Origin of the sequence: Rhodococcus zopfii NBRC 100606 = JCM 9919 (assembly GCF_001895025.1) — a bacterium.
GTDB lineage: Bacteria > Actinomycetota > Actinomycetes > Mycobacteriales > Mycobacteriaceae > Rhodococcus > Rhodococcus zopfii.
This window is the reverse complement of sequence record NZ_BCXI01000042.1, coordinates 35706-59305: the sequence shown is the minus strand read 5'-3', so window position 1 is coordinate 59305 and position 23600 is coordinate 35706. Positions and strand designations below refer to the sequence as shown.

General features: G+C 65.7%; 23 protein-coding genes. 1 reads left to right on the top strand and 22 read right to left on the bottom strand.

From position 1 onward, the window contains the following. Window positions 1–87: 87 nt before the first annotated feature. Complete coding sequence (locus tag RZ1_RS23705; protein WP_072814965.1) at window positions 88–309, top strand: hypothetical protein; 222 nt, start codon at window positions 88–90, stop codon at window positions 307–309. Window positions 310–410: 101 nt separating this feature from the next. On the opposite strand, the gene RZ1_RS23700 is transcribed toward RZ1_RS23705, so the two are convergent. From RZ1_RS23700 to RZ1_RS23585, 22 genes are all read right to left on the bottom strand, one after another. Then, window positions 411–1409 (bottom strand): GAF domain-containing protein, encoded by a 999-nt coding sequence (locus RZ1_RS23700; RefSeq protein WP_072814964.1) that lies wholly within the window; start codon window positions 1407–1409, stop codon window positions 411–413. An 87-nt stretch (window positions 1410–1496) separates the two neighbouring features. Continuing rightward, window positions 1497–2858 carry a cytochrome P450 gene (locus RZ1_RS23695; RefSeq protein WP_072814963.1) on the bottom strand — a complete coding sequence of 454 codons (1362 nt, stop codon included), beginning with the start codon at window positions 2856–2858 and terminating at the stop codon, window positions 1497–1499. Window positions 2859–3267: 409 nt separating this feature from the next. Then, entirely contained in the window at window positions 3268–3432 is a 165-nt protein-coding gene (locus RZ1_RS30675) for a hypothetical protein (RefSeq protein WP_169918084.1), read from the bottom strand. 458 nt (window positions 3433–3890) lie between these two features. Further along, the gene (locus RZ1_RS23685; protein WP_072814961.1) at window positions 3891–4250 is read right to left on the bottom strand and encodes a hypothetical protein; all 360 of its coding nucleotides are present in this window, start codon (window positions 4248–4250) and stop codon (window positions 3891–3893) included. Between the two features lie 631 nt (window positions 4251–4881). Continuing rightward, complete coding sequence (locus RZ1_RS23675; protein ID WP_072814959.1) at window positions 4882–5232, bottom strand: hypothetical protein; 351 nt, start codon at window positions 5230–5232, stop codon at window positions 4882–4884. Between the two features lie 83 nt (window positions 5233–5315). Beyond that, window positions 5316–5684 (bottom strand): hypothetical protein, encoded by a 369-nt coding sequence (locus RZ1_RS23670; RefSeq protein WP_072814958.1) that lies wholly within the window; start codon window positions 5682–5684, stop codon window positions 5316–5318. 27 nt (window positions 5685–5711) lie between these two features. Then, window positions 5712–6497 carry a DUF6884 domain-containing protein gene (locus RZ1_RS23665; protein ID WP_072814957.1) on the bottom strand — a complete coding sequence of 262 codons (786 nt, stop codon included), beginning with the start codon at window positions 6495–6497 and terminating at the stop codon, window positions 5712–5714. A 263-nt stretch (window positions 6498–6760) separates the two neighbouring features. After that, the gene (locus tag RZ1_RS23660; RefSeq protein WP_072814956.1) at window positions 6761–7108 is read right to left on the bottom strand and encodes a hypothetical protein; all 348 of its coding nucleotides are present in this window, start codon (window positions 7106–7108) and stop codon (window positions 6761–6763) included. Continuing rightward, window positions 7105–7812, bottom strand: a complete 708-nt coding sequence (imuA', locus tag RZ1_RS31970; RefSeq protein WP_507763206.1) for a DnaE2-dependent mutagenesis accessory factor ImuA' — start codon at window positions 7810–7812, stop codon at window positions 7105–7107. Before imuA' ends, RZ1_RS23660 begins: the two co-directional genes overlap by 4 nt. 211 nt (window positions 7813–8023) lie before the next feature. Next, a complete protein-coding gene (locus RZ1_RS23650; RefSeq protein WP_072814954.1) occupies window positions 8024–8209 on the bottom strand; it encodes a hypothetical protein in 186 nt (61 codons plus the stop codon). A gap of 544 nt (window positions 8210–8753) precedes the next feature. Next, a complete protein-coding gene (locus tag RZ1_RS23645; RefSeq protein WP_139281949.1) occupies window positions 8754–9350 on the bottom strand; it encodes a hypothetical protein in 597 nt (198 codons plus the stop codon). Window positions 9351–9471: 121 nt separating this feature from the next. Continuing rightward, window positions 9472–10569 carry an ADP-ribosylglycohydrolase family protein gene (locus RZ1_RS23640; RefSeq protein WP_072814952.1) on the bottom strand — a complete coding sequence of 366 codons (1098 nt, stop codon included), beginning with the start codon at window positions 10567–10569 and terminating at the stop codon, window positions 9472–9474. After that, complete coding sequence (locus RZ1_RS23635; RefSeq protein ID WP_072814951.1) at window positions 10566–10754, bottom strand: hypothetical protein; 189 nt, start codon at window positions 10752–10754, stop codon at window positions 10566–10568. The genes RZ1_RS23640 and RZ1_RS23635 overlap by 4 nt, the downstream gene beginning before the upstream one ends. A 59-nt stretch (window positions 10755–10813) precedes the next feature. Then, the gene (locus tag RZ1_RS23630) at window positions 10814–12961 is read right to left on the bottom strand and encodes an ADP-ribosyltransferase (RefSeq protein WP_083583873.1); all 2148 of its coding nucleotides are present in this window, start codon (window positions 12959–12961) and stop codon (window positions 10814–10816) included. Between the two features lie 537 nt (window positions 12962–13498). Further along, the gene (locus RZ1_RS23620; RefSeq protein ID WP_072814987.1) at window positions 13499–15487 is read right to left on the bottom strand and encodes a cutinase family protein; all 1989 of its coding nucleotides are present in this window, start codon (window positions 15485–15487) and stop codon (window positions 13499–13501) included. Window positions 15488–15678: 191 nt separating this feature from the next. Then, complete coding sequence (locus RZ1_RS23615) at window positions 15679–16473, bottom strand: hypothetical protein (RefSeq protein WP_072814948.1); 795 nt, start codon at window positions 16471–16473, stop codon at window positions 15679–15681. Next, window positions 16474–18285: a hypothetical protein gene (locus RZ1_RS23610; RefSeq protein ID WP_072814947.1), complete on the bottom strand. Its 1812-nt coding sequence runs from the start codon at window positions 18283–18285 to the stop codon at window positions 16474–16476. Then, a complete protein-coding gene (locus RZ1_RS23605; RefSeq protein WP_072814946.1) occupies window positions 18285–19415 on the bottom strand; it encodes a DUF2637 domain-containing protein in 1131 nt (376 codons plus the stop codon). The genes RZ1_RS23610 and RZ1_RS23605 overlap by 1 nt, the downstream gene beginning before the upstream one ends. Window positions 19416–19603: 188 nt before the next feature. Continuing rightward, window positions 19604–20023: a ParB family protein gene (locus tag RZ1_RS23600; protein ID WP_238071636.1), complete on the bottom strand. Its 420-nt coding sequence runs from the start codon at window positions 20021–20023 to the stop codon at window positions 19604–19606. Continuing rightward, window positions 20023–20811 (bottom strand): ParA family protein, encoded by a 789-nt coding sequence (locus RZ1_RS23595; protein ID WP_072814945.1) that lies wholly within the window; start codon window positions 20809–20811, stop codon window positions 20023–20025. Before RZ1_RS23595 ends, RZ1_RS23600 begins: the two co-directional genes overlap by 1 nt. 390 nt (window positions 20812–21201) lie before the next feature. After that, window positions 21202–21813 carry a hypothetical protein gene (locus tag RZ1_RS23590; protein WP_072814944.1) on the bottom strand — a complete coding sequence of 204 codons (612 nt, stop codon included), beginning with the start codon at window positions 21811–21813 and terminating at the stop codon, window positions 21202–21204. A 167-nt stretch (window positions 21814–21980) separates the two neighbouring features. Then, complete coding sequence (locus RZ1_RS23585; RefSeq protein ID WP_139281948.1) at window positions 21981–23435, bottom strand: hypothetical protein; 1455 nt, start codon at window positions 23433–23435, stop codon at window positions 21981–21983. Window positions 23436–23600 lie beyond the last annotated feature (165 nt).

Sequence of the window (23600 nt, the reverse complement as noted above, 5' to 3'; positions counted from 1 at the left end):
GAATCGTTCGCGCACCCCGGAATCCGGGAGTTACTTTCCCTGCCGACGGAGCCCCCAGCTCGCTCGCCACCCCAGGAGGACTCAACCTTGCTCGAAACGATCGCCGCTGACGTGTGCACCGCAACCCAGATGCTCGCTTCCGGCGACTTCCACCGCGCCGAGCAGTACGCCCGCACCGCCTACGAGGCCGCTACCGAGTCATCGTTCGACCCCACCTCACGGGCCGATGCGCTCGAATGGATGACCCGGTCCGAAGCCCTGCTCGCCGAGGTCAGGGTTCTGATAAACATCGGCGCTGAGCAGCACTGATGACATGTCCCTGGCGCTGTCGTGGGCCGGGATCGGTGTGCGCCGTGCCCCACTGTTCCGATCGCGGACAGTGAGGCACGGCGAGGTCGACAACTCGAAGGTCAGTAGGAGTCGTTTTCCCGGACAATCTGCATGAGGGTCAGATCAGCATGCGGCGGGCGATCCTTCAGCTGGAACGGCCGCACCGTGACCGATGCTTTCACCCACTGATCGTCAACGCCCTGCAACCGCACCAGATCGACTGTGTGGGTCACCTCGCCGGCATTGACTCGTTGTGCACCCGCTTGCAGTAGCGGCAGATCCTCCGGGTGAACCAAAGGCCCTGTCAGATGCGCGTACTGCCATTCGAGCCACTGTGGTGCCCGGCCTATCCACAACATGATCAAGCCACGACGGGCCTCGAACAATGCCACGTGTACGTCCGCGCCGACCATTCCATCGGTGAGGCCGAGTTCGGCGAGCGTCGGCATCGCCGGGGCGTACACGTCGGAAAAGTCGTGGTAGAGCACTCGCACACCTGAGCCATCCGGAGCCGGGCGGAGCACAGCTTGCCACTGCATGGCATGGCCGTGGTCATGCCTGACCGAGAACCACGTACTGAGCGCCATCCCAGGTTTCGGGTTCAGGGTGATCTCCAGGAACTCCTGTTCCTTCTCGAAGTGGATCGCCCGGTTGATGTAGTCCGAGGACAACGCGGTCGGGTTCCATTCCTCCAGGAGCGTCCCGGACATCGCCCCCGACTCCCACGTCTGATGAATCAGCCAGTCGGTCGTCGACCAGAACACGCCCGAGGTCAGACGCCGTTCGGTCATCTCTTCCTTGGGGTTTCCGATCCACATCTGAATCCCGTACACGTCGCCGAACGGACCGATGATCGGCCAGGCATAGAAGCGCCACGACCGATCCGCTCGCTTCGAGCGAAGAACCCGATCGAACGGTTCGCGCGTCTGTCTGACGTGCTCGACGATCGGTTCCACCAGGATGTCCGCAGCCGGAGAGACGTTCCTCCGGATCGACAGCAGGTCTTTGACCTCATCCCCTGAAGCGACCAGCGTCGCTTCGCCTTCGACCAGCGTTTCAATCAAGTACCACGTACCCATTTCATGGCCCCCGCCATTTCGATTCGGTCACGATCAGGTAGAGATTGTAACGAGCGGTGCACTTTAGGCGATTTTGCTGATCCTGTGCTATCGGCGGGGTCGTATCTCCAGCCGAAGATTCTCAGGCCGGATCGTCAATAGCTCTTCGACCGTCAGCTCGTATCCCGGGGTAGGCACGATGTCGAAACGGGTCAAGATCTGCGACAACGCCAGTACCGCTTCATGCAGTGCGAACTGGCGGCCGATGCACGATCGGGCACCTACGCCGAACGGTTTGTATGCGTGGGCCGGGCGTGCGCGGACCGCGGCCGGGAGGAACCGATCCGGATCGAATCGCTCTGCGTCGTCGCCCCACAGTTTCGGGTCGCGGTGCAGGGCCAGAAGCACCACCAGGATCGTTTCGCCCTTGCCGATGGGGTAGCCGGCCAGGGTGGTTTCCTGCCGGGCCTTGCGGAAGAAGGCCGGACCGGACGGCCACAGACGCAGCGTTTCGTCGATGATTCGGCGGACGTAGCGCAGCTTGGCGACCTGTCCGAAGTCCACCGGTGCACCCTCGGTGCCGAGGACCTGGTCGATTTCTTCCCGGGCCCGCTCGACCAGCTCCGGGTTCATCGAGAGATAGTGCAGGGCGAACGACAACAGCCCGGCGGTGGTCTCGTGGCCTGCGATCAAGAAGGTCAGAACCTGGTTGCGGATGCTCTGATCGGACATCAGTTCGCCGGTCTCCGGGTCCGGGTTCTCGAGCATGCGTTGCAACAGGTCGTCTTGCCGCGGCGATGCTCCGCTGCGGCGGGCAGCGATGACCTGGTCGACGGTGCTCTTCATCAGCGCGATGTCTTTGGGGTTCTGGCGCATGGCCTTCCAGCCCAGAATCTCCCGGATCACCGGGATGTCGTTCGCCGTTTGGGAGACGTACGACATCGCTCTGGTCATCGACTCGACGAACGGATGCCGGCCCGGGGAGAACGAGTCGAAGCTGTATCCGAACCCGGTGCGGCCGATGACTTCCAGGGTTAGCCGATTCATATCGGACGACACGCCGATCGGCCCGTGGTCGGCGAGATCCGCCCAGTACCCGCACAATTGATCGACGCACTCGACCATCACATCGTGGTAGGTGCGCATCGCCGACTGACTGAAGGCCGGCATCAGCACGTTGTGAGCCTGTGCCCAAGCGGGTTCACTGTTGAAAGCAGTGAACAGTCCATCGCCGGCCAGATCGCGGAGATTGCTCACCGGAGGCACCACGGCTTTGGCGAAGCGGGTTTCGTCGAATACCTCTGCGGCTGCATCTCCGCCGCCCACCACTACTACTTTGCGGCCGATGATGCTGATCTCGAAGACGTCTCCAAGCTCGCGCACAAACTGCATTTCACGCTGTACCGGACGCTGCGGATCAAGTCGTACGACATCGCCGAGCAGCGGCAGCCGCCATGCCGGATGCGGCATCTGTCGTCCCGCCCCAGCGCTTCCCCCCGGTCCGGCGGTTGGCATGGTCTCACCGGAACGGGCACTCCCCACAGAAGTCATGCCGCGAGTCTGCCGCACCCCTCTTTCGATCGCAGAACCCCTACCCGGAATCAGCCATGCCGGAATCTCACCGCCCCGGCGCCTCTGAACTTCCATCGGTCCCTGCCCGATCCGTCCCGCCGTCTACACCACGCGACGATAGGGGACGTGCTATTTCATCAGTTCACAGCCCATTTCATTCATCGGTTGGCCGCGCTGACGCCATCCATCTGCCAGAGCCGGAAGCAGAGCCCGGGCGAACCCGACCCTGTCCGCAGACCAGAGCAACCGATCGGACGTTATTTCGCGTTCATCCGCGGTCCCGCACGAGGATGCCGACGGTAGCCGGTTATGCGTCCGCAGGCACAAGCTCGGAAAGCTGAACAGACCACGGGTATTTTCCCGGGCTGTCGACCGCAGATTCGATGATTGCGCGGCCGTCTTCTTCGATGCTGACGATGGCGAAAACAGACGTTCCATGGGGATGGACTTTCACCAGATCGCCGGGCTTCACGGTAGTTCCTCTCAGTTCGACACGAGAAAGGGGACATGTCATTTTCGCAGTTCAACAGGCAATTTTACCGACCCTCTCACGAAGTTCTCCCGGGGGCCACGGGTCGCGGGTCAGCCGGCGCGCAGACGAGCGTGAAGCCGAACCGCGCAGCGCCCTTCGCACGCCTGCGCGCTGTTGGGTTGACCGTCCCGAGCGTGAACTCGACGCCGCGTCTCCTCGCAGGGGCGTGGGCACGGCCCTTTCCGATATCCGATTCCAGCATCACCGCGGGCCCGCGCCTCCCCCACAATCCCTGGAGCATTCCATCTCCGCCGCAGGCGGCATCCACCGACGACGCCCCTGTCGATCAGGCGGGGGGTCTGTCGACAGGGGCGGCTTATCGCGCGTAGCGCCGGGATGAGGGCTACATGCTCAGGACACCACGAACCACGAAATTCGACCAAACGGGTGGGTAGTGCTCAATTCGACGAGTTCGCGTAGACAACGAGCGCCAACCCGCCGATGATCACGAGCGCGACGAACCCGCCGACAGTCGTCGGAATCGAGGCCGCAGCGCGAGTGGTGCCGTCTCCGATGCCGTCTCCGATGATGACTCCGAGCGCGACGACACCGGAAACACCCGCTGGAATCGCCACCATCGGCACCTCAACGCTCGGGGAGTAGTACGAGTCGCGGTACACATCGACCAAGGCCGTGCGGGCGGCCCGGTGAGCGACCAGGGCAACAGCTCCGACAACGAGAACCGCCAGCGCAACAACCCACCTGAACTGCTCGATATGCCGCGCGACCTGCCACAAGGTGACCGCCTCGACAACCACGCGAGTACACCGGCCGCGACGCTCCACCCATAGACGCCGACACCCGCGGTGTACTTAGCGCTGGTCCACAGCGACACGGCAAATCCGGCCAGGAGCACCGCGATACCGAGCAGGGCGTACCCGAGAATCCAGTTGGCGGCCAACCAATTCGAGAAGTGGCTCACGGCCACGTCGGCAGAAGAACTAGGGAACATCTGTGCATTTCCTTCTGGGAGAGGGACAGTGACGCGCGCTGAAAGAACGCTATCGATCCGGTGCGACACAGCGTTCCGCTCCGATCACAGCGTCGCCTCCCACCGCTGGCGGGCCGATCACGGCGGATGAGGAGGACAAGCCGCGCGAGGGTGGGCGGTCGCGCTCAAGCTGTGGTGGGCCCAGATGTCCACGGCGGTCTGCTCGGCCCCGCAGTATTGGAACGGGTGCAGGTGTTCGGCGATCCCGTCGGCGGCCGGGACGATCTCAGCCACACCCCAGAGCGCGGCCAGTTTATCGACCGGGTCGCGCAGTTCGCATCGCCCCCACGAGGATTCGTGCCCGCACGGGTGGGCGAACTTCTGCGCGGCAGCTGTCGGCTGGGAGTCAGCCGGGACGTCGAAAGAAGGGGACGTGTCGTTTTTCCTGATAGATGCCCTCATTCTCGGTACTTCTGTGGGACGTCGGCGGCGAGCGCAAGCAGATCGTCGATTCGGGCGGTCTTGCGGCCTCGGTGGCGGGCGCGGGTGAGATGCAGGTAGATCCGGGCTCCGATACGGACCTCGGTGAGCATCTTGTGGATGCGCCATTCAGCGAGGTAGGTCGCGTCGAGCGCATCTTGTTTCGCGTTGGTGACCTGATGGTTGAGCAGGCCGATGATGCCGACCAGGTCGTCCTTGTCCCGGGTGAGCCAGTCCTCGCGGTCGATGTGGCCGTTCCACTGCTTGAACCGGGGCCGGTCGTCCCCGTTCGGCGGGAAGGCGCTCGTCGTCAGGTCGGGTGTGGGCATGGTGAGTCCTCTCGCAGGGTCGTTCTGGGATCCGTGGCGGCTGCTGGTCAGCGGTCGGCCGCTGCGGTGATGGTCAGGACCAGCTAATCGGTGTCGCCGGTACCGACTTCGGCGCAGAGAGTCACCGGGTTCTCGCCGTCGAGGGCGGGCGCCGGGGTGACGTTGAACGGCTGGAATCCTTCACGGCCGCGGCGATCGGCGCGCTCCAGCGCCTGCGCAGCGTGGGCGAGAACGGTCCACGTTCGGCCGGTCTCACAGCGAAGCGCGCTCTCGGAGTGCGGCCAGGCAACGGCCGCGGTCCAGGCGTGTTCGGCGATCGCGGTGGGCAGCAGGATGCCGACGCCGCGCGCATCGGTGGTGACGTTCGTGCAGCACGCTGGCGGCGATGGCCGCAGCGCGGCTGCAGGGGGCGCGGTCACGGGTTCGGAAGTGTTCGTCAGGAAGTCGGTCATAGGGCCTTCCAGCGGTGAGTGAGTGGATCAGTTCAGGCGTCGGGTTCCAGCGATCATGGCGAGGCGCTGCTGCTGTTCGCCGATGCCGCTGGCTCCGGCCAGCGGAGTGTGTGCGTGGGGCCAGACCTGCTGCGCGAGTTCGACGTATTCGCGGCCGCCGAAGAGGACAACGTTGGGGTGATCGAGCAGCGCCTGGTCCTCGGCCTGGGCGCGGAGCTGCGCGGCGGTGACCGATCCGGGCTGGCCGAGGCGCAGGTTGTAGGGGTCGACCAGCTGGTGCAGCGGCAGCAGCCCGTAGCGGGCGGACAGGATGCGGGTGGAGTTCGGGCCGGTCAGCGCGGCGGCCGCGCGGAGTCCGAGTCGGTGGTAGGTGCCGACGTAGAGCTGCCCGGCCGGTGACCGGGCGGAAGCCTTCTTGGCGCCGCACGGAACGATCACCAGCGGGTCTTCGTCGCTGGTGGTGCCGGCGTCGTGCGCGACGTGGTCGGCGACGGTCCACCGCAGCCAGTACCAGCCGGGCCGGGATGCGAGATCGAAGCATCCACGGGCGTGGCCCGCGACGATGAACGGGGCGGTCCACGGCGTGACGTCGGCGTTGGGAAGGGTCATCTCGATTCCGTTGTGAGGGCGACGAAAACGGGTGTGCAGCGGGCCGATCGAAATCGGAACGCCGATGTAACCGCCTCCGGTTGTCGGCCCGACTCCGGGGACGGATTCCACGAGGCCGATTTCTTCGATCAGGGCGCGGCCGGGGGTCGGCGCGGTCAGCGTGGGGTCGTCGTAGTGGTAGGTCGGGGTGTGAATCGGGGGCATTGCGTTGTGCGCTGCTTTCGTCGGTGGATGTTGGCGTGCGGGCGCCATCAACATCCACACCTTACAAAATTTCTTTGTAAGGTTGCAACCCGGAAGCGAGAAGTGCAGCTCAGGGCTGCAACGGGTTACAAGAGACAACTCACGTGCCTTACTCAGGTGAAATCGACTTAGTTCGATCCGGACAGACGCCCCGAGTCACAAACGCAACCAGCCAGAGGCCAGTCGGGCAGAACATCAGAGACCACATCCGAATTTGGTCGCGACTACCGTTCTGCCGCCTCCACATTCCGGGAAACGAACAACGAATCGACCCACAGCCACAGATCCAGCCCGCTGTAACCATTCGCCGAGCGCACCGGTACACAAATCTGCGCAAGCCAGCGTCCGTCGGCCGCGCGCAGCCAGGCATGCAGAGCAGCAGGCATGAGGGATTCGAGCCGGATTCCGCCGGCGCGCACCCGCAGCGGTAGGCCGTCGACGCGGGTGAATCCGGCAGCTCCCGGCAGGACACGTGAGATGTCGACGAGGACGGCGACAGGGGTCTGGAGTCGACGCAAGATCGGCACTTCGGGGAACGGTTCGACCCACGTATCGAGGCCAGATTCGCTCATAGGGCAGCCCTCAGCACCGATGGGTCCCCATGCATTGCATCCCAGGCGACTCCGCCGGACTGGCCGGTGACCGCCACGTCGGCCCGACGCGGCTGCTGGCCGCGCGCCCGGACCTCGACGGTCAGATCGATTCCGGTGATGCGTCCTCCGGCGGCGCCGAGGCCACGGTAGCCTGCCACGCGCGCATCGAGGTGAAGATCAACGGTCGGCCAGTGGCCGTCGGTGACTACGAGGACCGCGCCGGTGCGGCGGGCCCGGGCGGTGACTGCTCGAGCCCGGCTGGGCGGGACATCTGTGCCGGCGAGGGATAGGACGACGAGGTCGATGCCGTCGACGAGGACCGCGGCGACGGCGATGGGGTCCGGACCGGGATCAGGCACGACAGCGCACCGTTTGAGGTCTGCGCCCATTTCTGTAGCGGCGAGCAAGCCGAACCGGGGAACGCCGATCAGCGCGGCCCATCCCCCCGATCCGGTCACAGAGGCGACGAGTCCGGCACGAAGGGCGCTCGCGCCGGAGACCTGCACGATCGATCCGCGAACCAGGCCATGGTGTGGGATCAGCTGGGAGATCGGGGCGGGTGTGGGAAGGGTTCGCAGAGTCGAAGCGGCACTGTGCGATGGCCGGTCAGTGGCGGTCCGGTCAGGGGCGAGGACGGCCAACAGGCGGGGTGAGTTGTCGGACCGAGCTGGGATCTCGGCCATTCGGCGCCGCAGACGCACGATCGTGTCGGCTCTCGTTTCCCCTGGACCGGTCATCTTTCAACTCCTGACTACACCCCAGATTAGAACACACGTTCGAAGCGTGCGGATGGGGCCGGCTACGCAATCAGCGCAATTGCGTGAGCCCACGCGTGCCAGGTCGACAACACGAAAGTGGCCTTGCCCCCAGGGGGCAAGGCCACTCAATTCGCTGCTACCGGCCGGTCTGGATCATGAGGACCTGACCCTCGACGCCGAGATCGATGGTGGACTCCTGCCAGCCGTCGTCGTCGAAGTAGCTTGCTCCGGTGCTGGCCTGGGCCAGCCCGGCGCCGGTGATGCCGAGGGCACACGCTGCCGCCGTCGCGAACAAGGCCCGCGCGATGATCGAACGCTTCATATGTGTCTCCTTGCAATCAGTGAGGTGTGCACCTGGCCGAGATGTCGGCCGCGGTGGGCCCGGATGCCTTTCTCGATCGACACGCCGGTGTCGATACGTTGGATGCGGCGGCGACCGTAAAAAGTTCCCACCTGTGAGTTCACTCGCCCCCGCTCCCCTATGGGAACTAATGCCCCATAGATGCACCACACCCCTCCGCCTCCACCTCGGGACATGCCATCTCCGCAGCTCAGGAACCGTTTAAACAGACCTCGTCTAGGCGGATCGAGCCTCGCCCAGTGTTCGACTCTGCGGGCGCCGGGGCCCATGAACATCCGGTGGATAACCGTGTTCTCGCTGACGTGCGCGTACAGAATGGCCACCGTCATGCGGCCGGACTGTACGACCCAGCTGACATGCACAGTCCGAGACGGCATCGGATTTCCTCGGTGCACCCTCGTGGGATGTCCTGGCTGCGAATGTCGGTGTGAACGCCCGCCAGGCGGGCGAAGAAGACCAAGAGGGACGTGTCATTTCCCTAGTCCAAAAGGCATTTCATACCCGGCTATGCGGTACCGCCCAGCAGCTCGCGTCCTTCGTTGCGCAGGCACCACCATCGCCAGAGGCCGGCCGCGGCCGCGATCGGCAGCAGTGCAAAGGCGCAGGCCGCGATGACGTTCGCGAGGGCCTGAGCAGTCTTCTCGACCTCGTCGACGGTCGAATGGTCGACCACGGCACCCACTACCGATGCGACGGCGAATCCCCCTCCGAAGACGAGGACACCCCCGAGCATGAGGGTCCAACCGAAGATCGCCCAGGGCGACCAGAAGTACCGCGGCGCCAGCGCACCCTCATCGAGGCACTCACGCCGAAGGTCATGGAACTCGGCGCGCCGGGCCCGCACTCCCGCGGCAAGAAACCACAGGGTGACTGCGAGACCACCACACATCACGACGACGTGGGCGATATCTTGCAGCTTCGCGGACAAGTGCGCTGCCTCGATGATCGGCAAGGTCCCGAACCACACGGCAGCCGTCGACCATGCGCATGTGTAGGACGATGTGGCACGGCCACGCCGGTATTCCGTGCGCCGGGACCAGATGATCCAGAGGACACCGCCGATGATCATCACGCCGCCGATTGCCATGACTACGGGCTGCATGTTCTCCCCTTGAATGTGGCCGTTTCCTCGCTCAGGATCTGTCCCGCTCACCTCTTCGAGAAGGAAGGGGACATGTCACTTTCGCAGGTCACAGCCCATTTCACCTACGGGGTACCCTGGCTCAGCGCGGCGCTGCGGCTCCGGGGAGCTGGGCGGAGGCCGCCTCGATCTCGGTGGTGTACCGCCGCTCGAACCGCGGCGTGAGACCGGCCACGGGCCAGTAGTCCGGGCTGGTCTGAGCCGCCCCGACGAGCGCACCAGCGATGCAGGCGATCGAGTCCGAGTCGCCGTTGCTGGTGGCCGCCCAGCCGAGCGCCTGCGGGCCACCCCACGCGCCGGTCGGCGGCATGACCTTCTGGTCCTCCGGTGTGGTGGTCAGGTCGGCGGCGAGCAGTCCGAGAGCGATCGCACTGGCGGACTCCCACCCCTCGCCGATGCCGGCGCACGGATCGCCGTACTCGGCGGGGGCGATCTGCTTCAGCCGATCCAGGGCCTCCGCGGCCGCCACCAGAATGTCGACGACATCATCGTTCAGGCCATCTACCAGCACAGATGACACGTCTCCTCGATACGGGGCGAGGACCTCAGCGAGGTAGGGATCGGCCAGCCATTCGCTGACACCGTCGAAGATCCGCTCGGCCTCGGCCAGGGCATGCTCGAGGAACCGACCGTGCCGTTCGGGTGCGTGACGGATCGCATCGGCGAGCAGCAGCGCCGGCACGATCGCGCGCGGGTGCTTGTGGGTGATCACGGCCTGAAGGGCGGTCAGTCCCCGCCAGTAGGGTTCGGGTGCGAATGCAGCTGGTACCAGGCGCATCACGGCACCGCAGCCGGCGGATTCGTGGGCTCCGTCGGCGTCGTACCAGCGGGCGCCGGCGCGCAGGTTCGACAGAGATCCCATGCAGGCCCGTCCGGGTGCGCGGGTGTTGTCGGGGTCGAGCTGCCACAGAACGAAGTGCCGGACGATCGAGTCCGTGACCGCAGGGATGTCGTCGAAGTCGGTGACCTCGACGAGCGCGTCGTGCAGGGCGAGCGTCATCTGTGTGTCGTCGCTGACGATCCACTCGGCTGCGGGCGCCGGCACCGGGTAGGCCGGCATCGCGTCGTACTTGCGGAATTCGACCTGGTAACCCCAGGCGTCGCCGGCCGCGAGACCGGTCAGAGCGTTGCCATAGCGCGCGAGCTGGGCGGCGTGATCGTTGGTGGTCGGTGCGGTCATGGATTCTTCCCCTGCTGCTGATGCTGTTGCTCGAGCTCGTTGGCGGCGGTCCGGACTTGCTCGATCTCGATGAGGTCGAGGTCGGCGACGCGGCCGAGGTAGTTGGCGATGTCGTCAGGGCTCATGCCCTGCTCGAGGTATCCGCGGATGTCGTCGAGTTGTTCGTCGGTCAGTTTCGCGCTCATGGTGTTCTCTTTCGCTAAAGGGGGACGTGTCATTTTCCCATGTAGATAGGCATTTTGTTCTACGCGGCCGCCTTGAGTGGCGTGTGGGTGCCACCGTCGGCTTCTGCGACCAGGTCTTCGGCGACGAGCCACACCGTCGGCATCCCGTGGAGGCCGTGGTGGTCGACGCGAACGCACCGGAGATCGGTTCCAGTCGGAACGATGACCTCGTCTTCGCCGCTGTGCAGCGAGATCGACTTGACCGGCAGACCGGAGCGGGTGCGAATGACCATCATGTACGGCGGTTGGCCGGAGAATGCCTTCGCGGTGCTCTGCTTGGTCGTGGTGCTCGTGACCTTGCCGATCTGCATTTTCGAGCCGACCGTGAAGGTGGCGTCGATGTACTCGGCCGGCGTTCCCTTCCACCCGCTCGGGATCCGGGTCCCGCGCATGACGGTCATCGGCTCGCTGTTCGGGTTGTGCTCGTTGAACTTGTCGAACGCCGACTCGAGACCTGCGACGGTAGTCTTCGTCGACGCGGCCGGGTTCGGATCACGTCCTGTCACAGCAGCATTGATTGTTTGGTAGCTGCCGCCGGTGTAGGTCGTCAGCGCGTTGCGTTCGGACTTGTCGAGCACCTTGTTCACGAACGCGGAATTGTGCGCCGTCAGTTTGGACAGGTCTGCGGTGTGCACCTTCTCCCCGCTGACCGAGAATCCCCATGCCGTCAGATTGCCGGCCCGCTGGTGAATCACCGCGTAGTCGTCGGCAGTTTCCTTGCCGAAGGCACGGATCCCACTGCGGTACAAGCTCTTGTGCTTCTCGGCCCCCAGGCTTTCCGGTGGGATCTTGTGCTCGAAGTGCGGGATCACCCCGCCGCCGCGGGTCTCGGTGCCGAGCGCTCGGCGGTGGGCGCGGGTGTACGCCTCCTCGGCCTGCGCCGTGGTCTTGCCGGCGGCCAACGCCTCACTGCGCGCCTTCTCGCCCGCGGCGACTGCGGCCTGCTCCCGGAGGCGCTTGTTGTGCCGCTTGACGCCGTCGTAGATGTCCGCGCGGACCGGGCCGGCGCCGACCGAGTCGGTCAGCTTCTCGACGGCGCCGCTGTAGCCGTCGTTGATGATCTTCTGCTGGCTTTCGGCGGTGAGGGCCTTCCCCGCGGCCGACTGCCGTGCCACGTCGAGCAGCACGTCGCCCTGGATTGCGTGGACCTGGCGCTGCATGTCGGTTGCGCCCTCAGGCAGCGCGCCGGGGTCGACGAGGATCGGAATGCGGTTGGCCTTGGTCAGGGCGTCTTGCTTGCCGTTGGCGGTGGCCACCGGGTAGTACGCGTCGCCCTTGCGCTGGAGCACGACAAAGTCGCTGTATCCGCGGCGGACGATCGCTGTGCCGCCGTCGAGGTACCGGCCTTCGACCTGTTCGACACCGGATCCGGTTTCCATCGGGATCGTGCCCGACTTGTAGACGGTGGTGTCTCGCTCGACTCCGGCCGGCGCGAGGACGGGGCCCTCAGCGATCGCCGCGTTCGCCTCGGCGGCGTACTTGCGGTTGTAGGACCGGCCGATCGCCGCCACCTCGTCGCCTGTGAGGCTGGCGTAGTAGGCGTCGCGTTCTTCGTCGCTGGCCATGTCCTCGCGCAACCCGAACTGTGCTGCGGCAAGGTCATCGCGCGCCTCGCCCTGGCGGCGCTGCGCGTCGAGGTACGCGGCCTTGGCGTCGTCGAGCAGCTTCTGCTGTTCGACGACCGCCGCGGCAGATCCGGTCCCCTCCTCCAGTTCCTTGCTGGCCTTGCGAAGCCGAGACCGATACCGGTTGACGGCCTTTCGTGCCTCGTTGGCCTCGTCGTCAACTGCGGCGACGTTCGCCTCGGCGGCGGCGAGAGTGGCTTGTGCCGGGGTGATCTTCGGGGCGGCCAGCTTGTCCCGCTCGGCTTTCGCCTGCGCGATCAGCAGTTTCGCGCTGGGCGGGTTCGCGTGGGTGCTCGGCATTGGTGTCTTGCCGAGGATCTCGGGATCGATACCGAGACCTTCCATGAACTCCTTCAGGACGCTCGGCGGGGCCGCCTGGATGGCGGCCGCGGTCTCGACCAATCCCTGTTCCTTCAGGTGGTCGACGACCTTCTTCCGAGCCTCGCGGCCGAGCCGGCGGTTTCCGTTGGCCTTCGCGGCGGCCTTGTAACTCCCGCAGCCCGGGCAACGACGACCAGTTCCGTGAGCTTTCGAGCGGCACATACCCGCACTGTACTGCGGAGACGACACGTCCCCCCGACCGCCCCTAAGACACATCCGACTGCCGAGGGTGGACCGGGATCGAGCCCCGAAACGGGGGAATACACCGGCAGGGAGCACGTCGTTCATGCCGGCCACCTCCGTTTCCCCCGGCGGTGCGCCGGCCTGGTTCGTCGTTGCTCGCCGGCGAATCCGCCGGCCTATTCGTCAGGCCACAACTTTACAATGCTCTTTTGTTTTGTTTCAACTTGAATCCGTCCTCGATCTGCCCGTCTGTTCAGCGTGACCACTCCCCTGCCGCGACAGCCTGTACGGCTTGTGACCTCAGGAGTTCCCGGTCGATCTCCCCACTGCTCAGCGCTTCGGGACGGTGACCGACGTGGAACAGGCCCGGAGTGTGCGGGCACGGAAACACGGCCATCCCTTTCTCCCCACGGTGGCGTTTGCGGACCGTTTTGGCGTCACCACGGGCGTGATAGCCGCGGTGCCGACAGGTGGTGCACCAGGTCCAGCGAGCGGCGGGGTTGTGGGCACGGGGACTCATACGGCACGTCCGATCTGGAGGTTGAGCCAGTCCGAGAGCCACTGAATGGCGTTGCGGCCGGCGTTGTCGACGACGAGGGCGTTGTAGTTCGTGTGGGCACCGGAGGCGAAGAAGCTCGCGGCATTGAGCCCTTCGCCCACCAACGAGACAAGGTCCTCGGCACCCTGCGACTGGGACAGCGTGACCAGCGAGTTCGAGAGCTGCGGCAGGTCCAGGGTCTGCGCCTGGGCAGTGATGCTGGTGGAGACCGAGTTTGCCTGCTTACCCAGCAGTTCGGGCGAGGTCTTGGTGGCCTTGCCCGAGAGCATGTTCATCGCGACGGAGGCGAGGTCCAGGCCGACCGGGACGAGTCCGGTCATGGCCGCGCCCGCACCGAGCGGATCTGGAATCTGTCCGGGTGGGGGTAGCAGTTTCTCGACAGCCGACCAGGCAATCTCCTGGATCTGGCCGACGATGTTGGCCAGACGGATGACGTCGACGTTCGCCAGGATCGAGGCGACGAGCGCCGCGATCTGGGTCGCGCCGGAGGGATCGGGGATGATCGCCAGCACCTGCGAGACCCACCTCAGGTCGACAGCGGCAGCCATCTTCACCAGCGGGGAGAACTGGTTGTTCAACTCGCCCGCGATCTGATGCGCGCCTTGCGCGTCGAGCGCTGCGACCTTCTGCGGCAACAGGGTCAGATTGTTGAGGATGCCCGGCATATCCAGCGAGGTCACACCAGTGGCGACGTTGAGGACCTGGTTGACCACCACCGTCGGCTTGAGGACCGACAGCACGCTGGTGGCCGAGGTGAGCGCATCGATGGGGGACGAGGCCAGCGGCGCGATCTGGCCGCTGAGCGAGTTCGCAGTCGCCGCGAGGGTCTGCACCTCCGGTGCGGACCCCGGCAGAGTCAGCCGGTCACCGCCGGTCAGCTTGTTCGCAACGTCGACGAGGTCGGTGGCGGTGATGAGAGCGCCCTCGAGGTCGGATTGCCTTGCCCTGGTGAGGACGTCGGAGGCGTTGCGCTCGGCGGAGCCGACGGGTGCGGCCGCGAGCTGGCTGTTCGCGGCCGGGTTTGCAGCACCCGAATTGATCAGGTCCGCCAGCGGCGCAACGGTCTTCGCGATAGACGAGGCAGTCGAGGCGACCTGCTTGATGTCGACAGTCGGCTCGGCCAACTGTTGGCCGAGAGTCGCCATATTCGACCCGAGGGCTGGCAGATCCGCGCCGGAGAAGTCCGAGGTCAGCGCGGTGGCGAGCTGACTGTTACCGCCGGACGATGCTGTGGTGCCACCGGCGCCCGGGCTATTGCTCAGGATCGAACCGAGCGAACCGAGTAGCGGGCTCGACCCCTTCTCTATCGAGCAGTACAGGTCACCCGGGTCGCAGATCGACGCGACCCGGCCGGACAGTGCGCCCATCCCGTGCGGGCGCGGGTCCGCGATGCCCTGCCCCGACGTACGCGGGCCGACAGTCGCCGACCCCTTCGTTCCGGCACCGGGATCAGCGAGGAGCCCGACAGCGAGCACCCGGCCGGGGTCGACGGGGCCCTTGCCGTTACCGATGTCGGACGCCACGTCACCCGCAGCATCGGCGCCCTGCGAATAACCAATCATCGTGAACTTCGTGCTCGGACAGGAATTCGCGACCTTCGCCAGCACTTGCTTGGCTCTGGAGACGGCGTCGGCTTTGCTGTCGGCGTAGGTGTGTCCGTTGTCGAACGCGCGCGCCATGTAGGGCAGCGTGTACACCTCGACCTGGCTGCCGTGTTCACTCTTCAACGCCTCGGCAATGGGTTTGAGCATTCCCACCGGCTGGTTGGGGTCCACGTTCTCGTTCGTCTCCCACGTGCCCGGGATGAACAGATTGAACGTCGCTGCACAGCCGGCCGGGGCGGCGTTGGCGATCGCGGGAGCGGTGAGCGCGACGCCACTGCCGGCGACGGTCGCGGTGGCGATCAGGGCGACCGTGCGGCGGGATCTCGAACGTCTGGCGGGCATGAGCACCTCGATTACCGGAAGGAACACGTGGGCCTACGTTCACCTACTTCGACGTTTTCCCCCAAGGGGGGTCCCCCGTCCACAGGCCCTCTAATGAGCCTTGACCAGCACAATTACGCGCAATTTAGATTTTTCGTGAGATACGACGGGACCGCCGAGCCACATGGCTCGGCGGTCCCCGGTCGGTCGACTCAGTGCCAGGTGACGTCGAGCTTGTCGATGGCGTCGAAGTGGAATCCGAACTGGTCGCCGTAGATATCGAAGCCCTTGTTCTCCGGGTAGTCGAGGGTGGCATGGCGTTCGAGGATCGCCACCACCCGAGCCTGGTCGTCGTTGGCCAGGGCTGCTGCGATCTGCCGTGACTCCTCGGCGCTGAATGGGACGTCCGAGTTCCCGAAGTCCAGTGTGCGGGTGCGGTAGTCGTAGCCAGCCTCGTCGCCGTTGCGGACGTGGACACGGCCGGTGACCCGGATGGTGGCGACCTTCGGTGTCCCGTCCGGTCGGAGAACTCCTGCCTTGCGCATGGTGTCCGTCGCTTTGGCTTCTTTGAGTTTGGAGTTCGCATCGTTGCGCAACTCGTTGGTCTTGCCCGACATGTACTTACGCACCGACGACGAGCTGCGACCGATCCGCTGCGCCACGGCATCGACACCACCGAGACGTGAGATCGCGGCGCGGCGCTGCGCCAACTCGGCCGTCTCGGCGTGTGGGATGCGGTCCTGCTGCACCCAGCGGCGCAGCGTCCGGTCCGAGGGCGGGGTGCGGCCGGCATCGATCGCGGCCTGCCGCAGCCCGTCGTTGCCGATCTCCCGGCGCAACTGCCGGACCGAGACTCGCGCGGTCAGGCCCGCCAGACCCCGGCTGGTTTCCTGCGCCCTGGCGATACCCTCGGCCGCCGCAGCGGCAACCGTGACGTTCATGCCGTCGAGGCCTGTCGTCTTCTGCGGCACGGATTTCGATCGTGGCGTCGGTAGGTGCAGTGCCATCTACTCCCCCTCGTCGGTGTCGGTGCCGTAGGCCGCGGCGATCGCGAGCCGGATCTCGTGGGTGGTCTCGGCGGCCGCGAAGGACAGGAGCATCTCGTCGGTCAGCTCCACCTGCTTTTCCAGGGTCATCTTCCCGAGGGCGGCACTGTCGTCGGCGATGTTCTGGTCCTCCCCCAGTAGGTACACCCAGGAGTCGGTCATGGTGCGGATCGGCCAGCGGCCGGTCTCGCGGGCGATGCGCATCGCAACCCGGCGGCCGCGCCAGCGGCAGTGCGCCATGATCGCGGCCCGCCACAGCGGCTGGTGGTGGTGCTGCATCCGGGTGGCGGTCCACATGTCGGGGTTGACCATCCGGCCCACGTAGCCCTTGTAGCAGGCCCCGAGGAATCGCTTCATCGCCACGTCCCCGGTCTCGACCGCGACGGTCCGGGCCTCGCGCAGGATCTTCGCCCACTTGTCCAGGGCCCGGCCCTGTTCCTCGTAGACCCACGCCTCGGTGACATCGAGGTCGTCGATGTCCAGGCCCATCCCGCCGTCGGCGATCGGCGCGCACAGCCCCTCCAGGCTGATGGTGGTGATCCACGTCTGGACCGGCTGGTCGTCGAGCATCGCCGGGTGCGGCAGCGGCAGCTTGGCCGGCAGGGCGTACTGACCGGCCGCAGGCAACGTGACGCGCCAGATCCCGAAGGCCGGCTTGTCGGTTGCAGCTGCGTCGGCGGCGTCGGCGCCGACAAGGTTCCGCACCCGGCCGTATCCGAACGAGAGCATCCCGGCCGAGGCCAGGTAGGCGGCGCGTTGGTCGATGGTGACCAGCCGGGTGGCGTCGTCGACGTCGTCGCTGTCGGGGACCCGGGACCAGCCGGCGGCCGGTTCCAGGTCGCCGCGGGGGGCCCCGTCGATCGGTGGGACCGGACCGGCGGCGGTGACGACGATGCCCTTCCCGCGCTGGGTGCGTTCGCGGCGGATCTTGTCGAGGATCGCGGCGCCGGTGCGGGCCGGGGTGGGGCCGGGCAGGGTGCCGAGGTGCTGGGCGGACCAGGCGAGGCGGCGGCCGAGTTCGCGGGCTGCGGGTAGGTCGTCGTCGGGCAGGTAGGTGCCGGCGGTGGGGTTGCCGAGGATGCCCATGTCGCCGACGCGGTTGCCCCAGCCGAAGTCCTTGTTCCAGTACGTCCACACGTACGGTTCGAGGATCAGGTCGACCATCTGGGTGGCCTTGCCAATCTGCCGTTTGAGGTGCACGACGAAGCCGGGATCGCCGCGCAGCTCCCAGCCGGCGGCAGTGAGCGGCGGCAGGGTCGCGGCGATGGCCTGGGTCAGGTCCTGGGCCGCACGGCGGCGGAGCTGTTCGAGGTCGTCGACGTCGTCTTCGCTGCCGGGATCGATCGTCCAGCCGAGCTGGGCGCAGGAGTCGATGCCGACGAACCACACCTGGGCGGTGAGGCCGTGCGGGGTCAGGGCCGCCCAGTGGATCAGCTTGTCCAGCTTGTCGATGGTGTCGACCGGGCCGGTCAGTCGAGCACCGGACGGGCTGTAGGTGGCTTCGGCGGTGACGATGAGGGCGTGGCCGTCAGCGTCGTTGGTGACCGGCAGCGACTCCCACGGGCGCGGCTCCTGCGCCGTCTCCTCCCCCACTTCCTCGACGCCGGTGTCCTCGGCGACTTCCGGTTCGCTCGCTTCGGTTGCGGCGGGTGCGGCCTCCTCAGCAGGGAAGGTCACGGGCTCCGGCTGGGGTGCTGCTGCCGCTTCGAGATCGTGGTCTTCCTCGATGCCGAAGAGGGTGAACTGATCCGCGTCGCTGTCCTGTCCTGTCATCAGGAGGTCACCAGCTCTCGGTCCTCGTCGAAAACCTGCTGCCCGAGGTCGGGCAGCGGAGGCATCGTGAATCCCGCGGCGAAGGCTGCTTCCTCCGCTTTGTTGTAGCGGCGCATTGCGGTGCTGGCCGCCACCCCGCCGGTCAGCTCAGCGATGGCCGCAAACGTCATGTCCGGGTCGAGGATCTTCAGACGCGCGGTCGCCCGGACCTGCGTGGAGAGTCCGGGAGCCTGCTCGATGAATTCGAGGAGCGCTTCGGTGGTCTGCTCCGGTTCCTCCGGTGCGCTGTCTGCGTCCAGTGCGCTCGTTGCGTAGTCGGCCGCAACGGCCGCGGGCTGTGCAACGTCGTGCACGTCAGGTGCAACGCGCGCAACAGAGGGCGCAACAGGTGCAATTGCCGGTGCAACAGGCGCAACGTTATGGACTTGGAACAGCGTCACGGGCGTCTCGATGTACGCGCCGGCGGCACTCTCGGAAGGATCGTTCACCACATCCGGCTTCCGCACTGCACCCACCGCGGAGGAATCGAGGATCGGTTCGCCAACGGATGCAATCGGCTCGTCTTGCCACGCAACGGTCTCGGTTGTTGCGTCCGCGGATGCAACAACGGCGTTGACCAGCTCGTTGTACTCGGCGTAGGCGTTGCCGATCGCCTTGATGAGGATGCCGATGCCGTGGCTGAAAGCGAGGACCAGCAGCGGCGGGATGACGGCGATGGCCGCGGCCGCCGCCGGGGAGAGGGGCGTGAACCCGATGTCGATCCCTCGGGCGATCTTGCGGGCGGCTTCCTGGGCGGCCTGGTAGGCATGGAACGCGTTGCCGACCACACTGATGCACACCACCGCAACGAGCAGCCAGAGGAAGAACTTCTTGCCCTCGTCACTGCCGTTGATCTTGCTCAGGACGACCACGGCGATTGTTGCACCGAGGATCGCGCCGTCAACGATCGCGGGAAAGATCCAGGCCCATTGCGCCGGCATGAGGCCCTGCGTTGCGAGGTCACGCAACACGGAGAAGCTGAGCGTGAATGCGCCCGCCGTGAGGCCGATAGCGACGGCGATCGCGAACACCAGAGCCGCGATCAGCCCGTACAGCTGAATGCGTGCTGCGCGGAGATTAAGGTCAGTCATTGATCGGGGTTTCCTTCCACGGTGGTCCCGGTCGCAGAGGCCCTGCCGGGTGCCAGCCGGTGGGGTCTCGTTGCATCTTGGCTGTCTGAGGATTCGACGTTGCGCAATCGCGCAACAGTGCTGGTAGAGGCGTTGCAGACCGTCCTACTGCCCATATTCACACTCATATCCCCTATGACCCATATGGGTTATAGATTGACGCTCTCGACGGGCGGAGGGAACGCCTCGCCATTGTTGAACTCGCCTTCCAGGCGCTCGCACAGCAGGTCGATCGCGGTGCGAATGAACTGCTGCTGGCTGGTGATGCCCGTGCGCGGACGGGTGTGCTCAAGCGTCGCAACCATCCGCTTCTTCAGATCCTCCGAGAGTGACAACAGGATGTCCGTCGTTGCGGCTTTGCGCCTCTTCTGAGACGTTGCGTCCTGTTGCACAACAGGCTCCGTCGTTGCGGGACGCACTTGTGCAACAGGTGCAGACACCGCGGCGACACGCTGCGTTGCAGGCGTTGCGGACGTTGCATCGCCCGCCTTCATCGATTGCGCTGCTTGCTCGAACGTGTTGCGGGACCGGCGCGGAGCCGGACGTGTGGGTTCAGGAATGCCACTCATCAGTGAGCCACCTTCTCCAGGATCTCGGTGAATGTCGTGTGGAGGTTGCGGGCCCAGGCCGGCGACTTGGGGTGCTGGTCGAATCCCATTCCGACGGTCGTGAGCTTGGAAATGTCGGCGAGCTGAGGAATTGGGTCGCCGAGCAGGTCGATCCCGTCCTCGGCCGCGTACTGCTTGAGGTAGTCGAGAGTCTTGGCATGGTCGCCGCGGCGGCCGTCGACCCGGTTGACGACGACACCGGCGATGGGGAGCACCTTGTCCATGTACTTGGCTATGTCCTCGATGGCGTCGCGGATTGCGTCGAGTCCGTCGAGCGCGTCCTGCTCGGGCTGCACCACGATCAGGACGTTGTCCGCTGCGTACAGAGCGCTACGCGAAACGAGGTCGATGGCCGGGCGGCAGTCGATCAGGATGTGGTCGTAGTCGCCGGAGACCTGCTTGAGGGCCCGCGCGAACGCCATCTCTCCCCCGGCCTTGGTACCGAGTTGGTCGCTGACGGCCTGCAACTCACCGAAGCCGCTGGGCAGAACGTCGATCTCCTCGCGTCGCGCAGGGACGATCGCCTCGCGGGCAGGCAGGTCGATGCTGCGGTCGAGCACGTCGGCGAGCGAATGCGGCGCAGGCTCCGCCGCCGAGTATCCGGTCAGATGCTTCGTCGAGTTGCCCTGCATGTCGGCATCGACCAGCAGGCAGGACTTGCCGCTGGCGGCCGCAGCGTGTGCCAGACCGTTGGCGATGGTCGTCTTGCCGACGCCGCCTTTGAGGTTGGCAATCGCGGTGATCGTCATAGTCTCTCCTCTCCCATTCCCATATGGGCACTAATATTAGCTTATATTCTCTCTGATTACTTGATGTTAGGTGATTCTATCTACGGGTAGCTGATCTACGGGTAGCTGATCTACCGGTAGCTGATCTACAGGTAGCTGATCTACAGGTAGCTGATCTACCGGTAGCTACCAATAGCTCAGCTACCGGCTTGGCATATAGCGTCAGCCCCACTGATCAAAGCATGGGAAATATGCCCTTACCTGCTCTTTTGTTCGCTCCCCTTGGGCGGGGTATCCGAGTATCCGGACGGGTAGGCGCAGCAGCGATCGCGGCTTCTACGAGCGGGGGAGTGGAGACACGCCGAGTGCCCATAGTTCCCATATGGGCTCTATGGGCGCGGGTATCGGTGCCTATCCGTGCATCGCGGACGGGGCCACGTGCAGGTTCGATCGCGCCGGCCCGGTCACGCGGACCCCACGCACCACCGAGGCGTGCGCGTCCCCGGAGAGGTGCACCGAGGTGGAGTCGGCTGCGATGACCCACGCGCGATCGCTCGCGTACACACGGGCGCTGTCGTAGGCGGTGATCACCGTGTCGTCCACGGCTACCACTGCCGAGGAATCGCAGGCGCTGACGGCGGCGACGTTCCTGGCGTGAACGGTGCATTCGTCGAACGCGTGCACCGTGGCGTGGGTATAGGCGTGAACCGTCACGTGACCGGTAACTTCGACGAATGCGCGGTCCGTCGCCACGATCTGCGCTGTAGCCGGCAGGGGAGTGTTCAGGTGGATGCGAACCCTCGACATACCGACGATGCGCAGCGTCCATTGCTGTCCTGCTCCCGCCAGCTCCTTGTCGGAAAGCTCGATGATCTGATCACCGGTCGCGACGAGGACCAGTTGCGCCCCGGTCCTGAGTCGGTCCCTGATCGAGTCCGCGGTGCGTGAGACCCTTCTGGGCTCGTCGAGGGTTCGGCTGACGAGGACGCGGGGGTGTGAGCGGGTGGTCCTTCTGGCGCTCATGGCACTGCTCCGTCCTCTTGCTCGTTTTCGGGCTCAGCGGGTCTTGTTCCGCAGCCTATTCACTCTCTGATGGTGACTGTGGGACGTCACACCGTCCAACATCAGGCCCTTTGATCCTAAAAATGGCGTTTACCTGTACTGACGACACGTCCCCTTGGTCTCGGGAATCATGCAGTCTGAGCCGCGCCTGCTTTCCGAGCTGCCAACTCCGCCGCGAACTGTGCCCGCAGCGCCTTCCGATGCTCGACAGACGCCGGGGGAGCCTGGGTCGTTGCAGCTTCGTCCAGAGCGCTGCGGCGGGCCCGGACCAGCCGGTGCGCGGTGGCCGTAGGGGTCTCTCCGAGAAGCCCACGACCACGAATCTTGCGCTCGGTGGGGGAAGGATCGGACCACGCCAGCTGGGTCAGCCTGAAGGCCACCAGCCGCAACGGCGAGGTCATCGACTCCGCTGTCGGCCATGTCCAACCTCGGGTAGCACCATCGAGCGTCAGGGCCTGAGCAATGTCGATCCCCGTCCATCGATCGGTATCGATTCCGGCGTCGACCAGCAGATCGCAGACCGACCCGATATGCCCCCGCCGATGTCCGGTCAGATTGTCGACGCCGACGCTGCCACGCAGTGCGGGGATGCGTTCGACCAGCTCAGCGGCTGCTCGCTGAAGTGCGAGCGGCCGGACAGTCATGGAGATCGAGTTCTCTACGCCTGCGCGCTCGCGCGCTTGGTGATCTTTCCTAGCGGAAAGATCCAGGGGAAAAGAACCACTAGGGGATTGGGGTGCGGTGCCAGCTGACCTGCGCGTTGTCGACGACACTGGACGAGTTGCTGTTGCTGCGTAGTCGCGGGGCGCGCGGGCCCGTCGGCGGCGCGACCGACGCTGCGGCCGAGGCTTCTTCTCGGGCGCCGGCATGGCCTCGACGGCCCAACGAGGTGCGGACAACGACCACACGCTCGCCGCGCCGCGCTGGAGCCGCACAGGGGCATGGCCGTGGATCAGCCCGTAGAGGCGAGCGGCAGCCTCACGCTCGACGTTGTTGAGCTTCTTGCCCCGGGCCTGCTCGACACCGAGCTCGAGCAGCTTGAGCACTCGTCGGCACCGCTTGAGCTGATCGACCGAGAGGCCGGATCGGCTGACGAGGGTATCCAGGCATGCGGACACCCGTCGACCGGTTGCCGACTCGGCGACCTGGGCATGTGCGGCACAGCCCCGGACGAACGTCGCCGCGGCGATGCCGTGGCGCTGGAGGGCCGCGCGTCCGCGGTCGGTGTGGGTGACGATCCACTCGCACAGAGCCAGCCAATACCCCCGGCTGTGCCAGGTCGGGATCTGCGCGGACTCGCCAGGGGCGACGGGCAACATCAGAGCGCCGCGCGAGCCGGTGGGCTGGGCTTCCAGCAGCGCGGAGATCGCTGCTTCAGCGGTGTCGTCCCGTGCTTCAGCGGCTTCGATCTCGGCGACCGCAGCCACCGCGGCAGCGACGATTGCCTCCCACTCCCCGTCAGCGAAGGGCTGCGGGCGGGAGGTAGGGATCTCGCTGACCTCGGACGACACGCCGGAGGTCAGCGAACTCTGAACGGTTGAGTCGATTTCAGGGTGTGCGCTACCCTGAGACGTACCGGTCAAGGTAAGTCCCTTCGGGGAAGCAGTAACAGAGTCTCGGAAGCGCCAACTTCGGAAACTCACCCAGAGTGCGATCGTCCTGCCAAGACGATCTCCCTCAGCGGGGAAGGACTTCTCATCCTTCCGTGGATCTTCTGATGAAAACCCACCCCCACCTGGGGGGTTTTC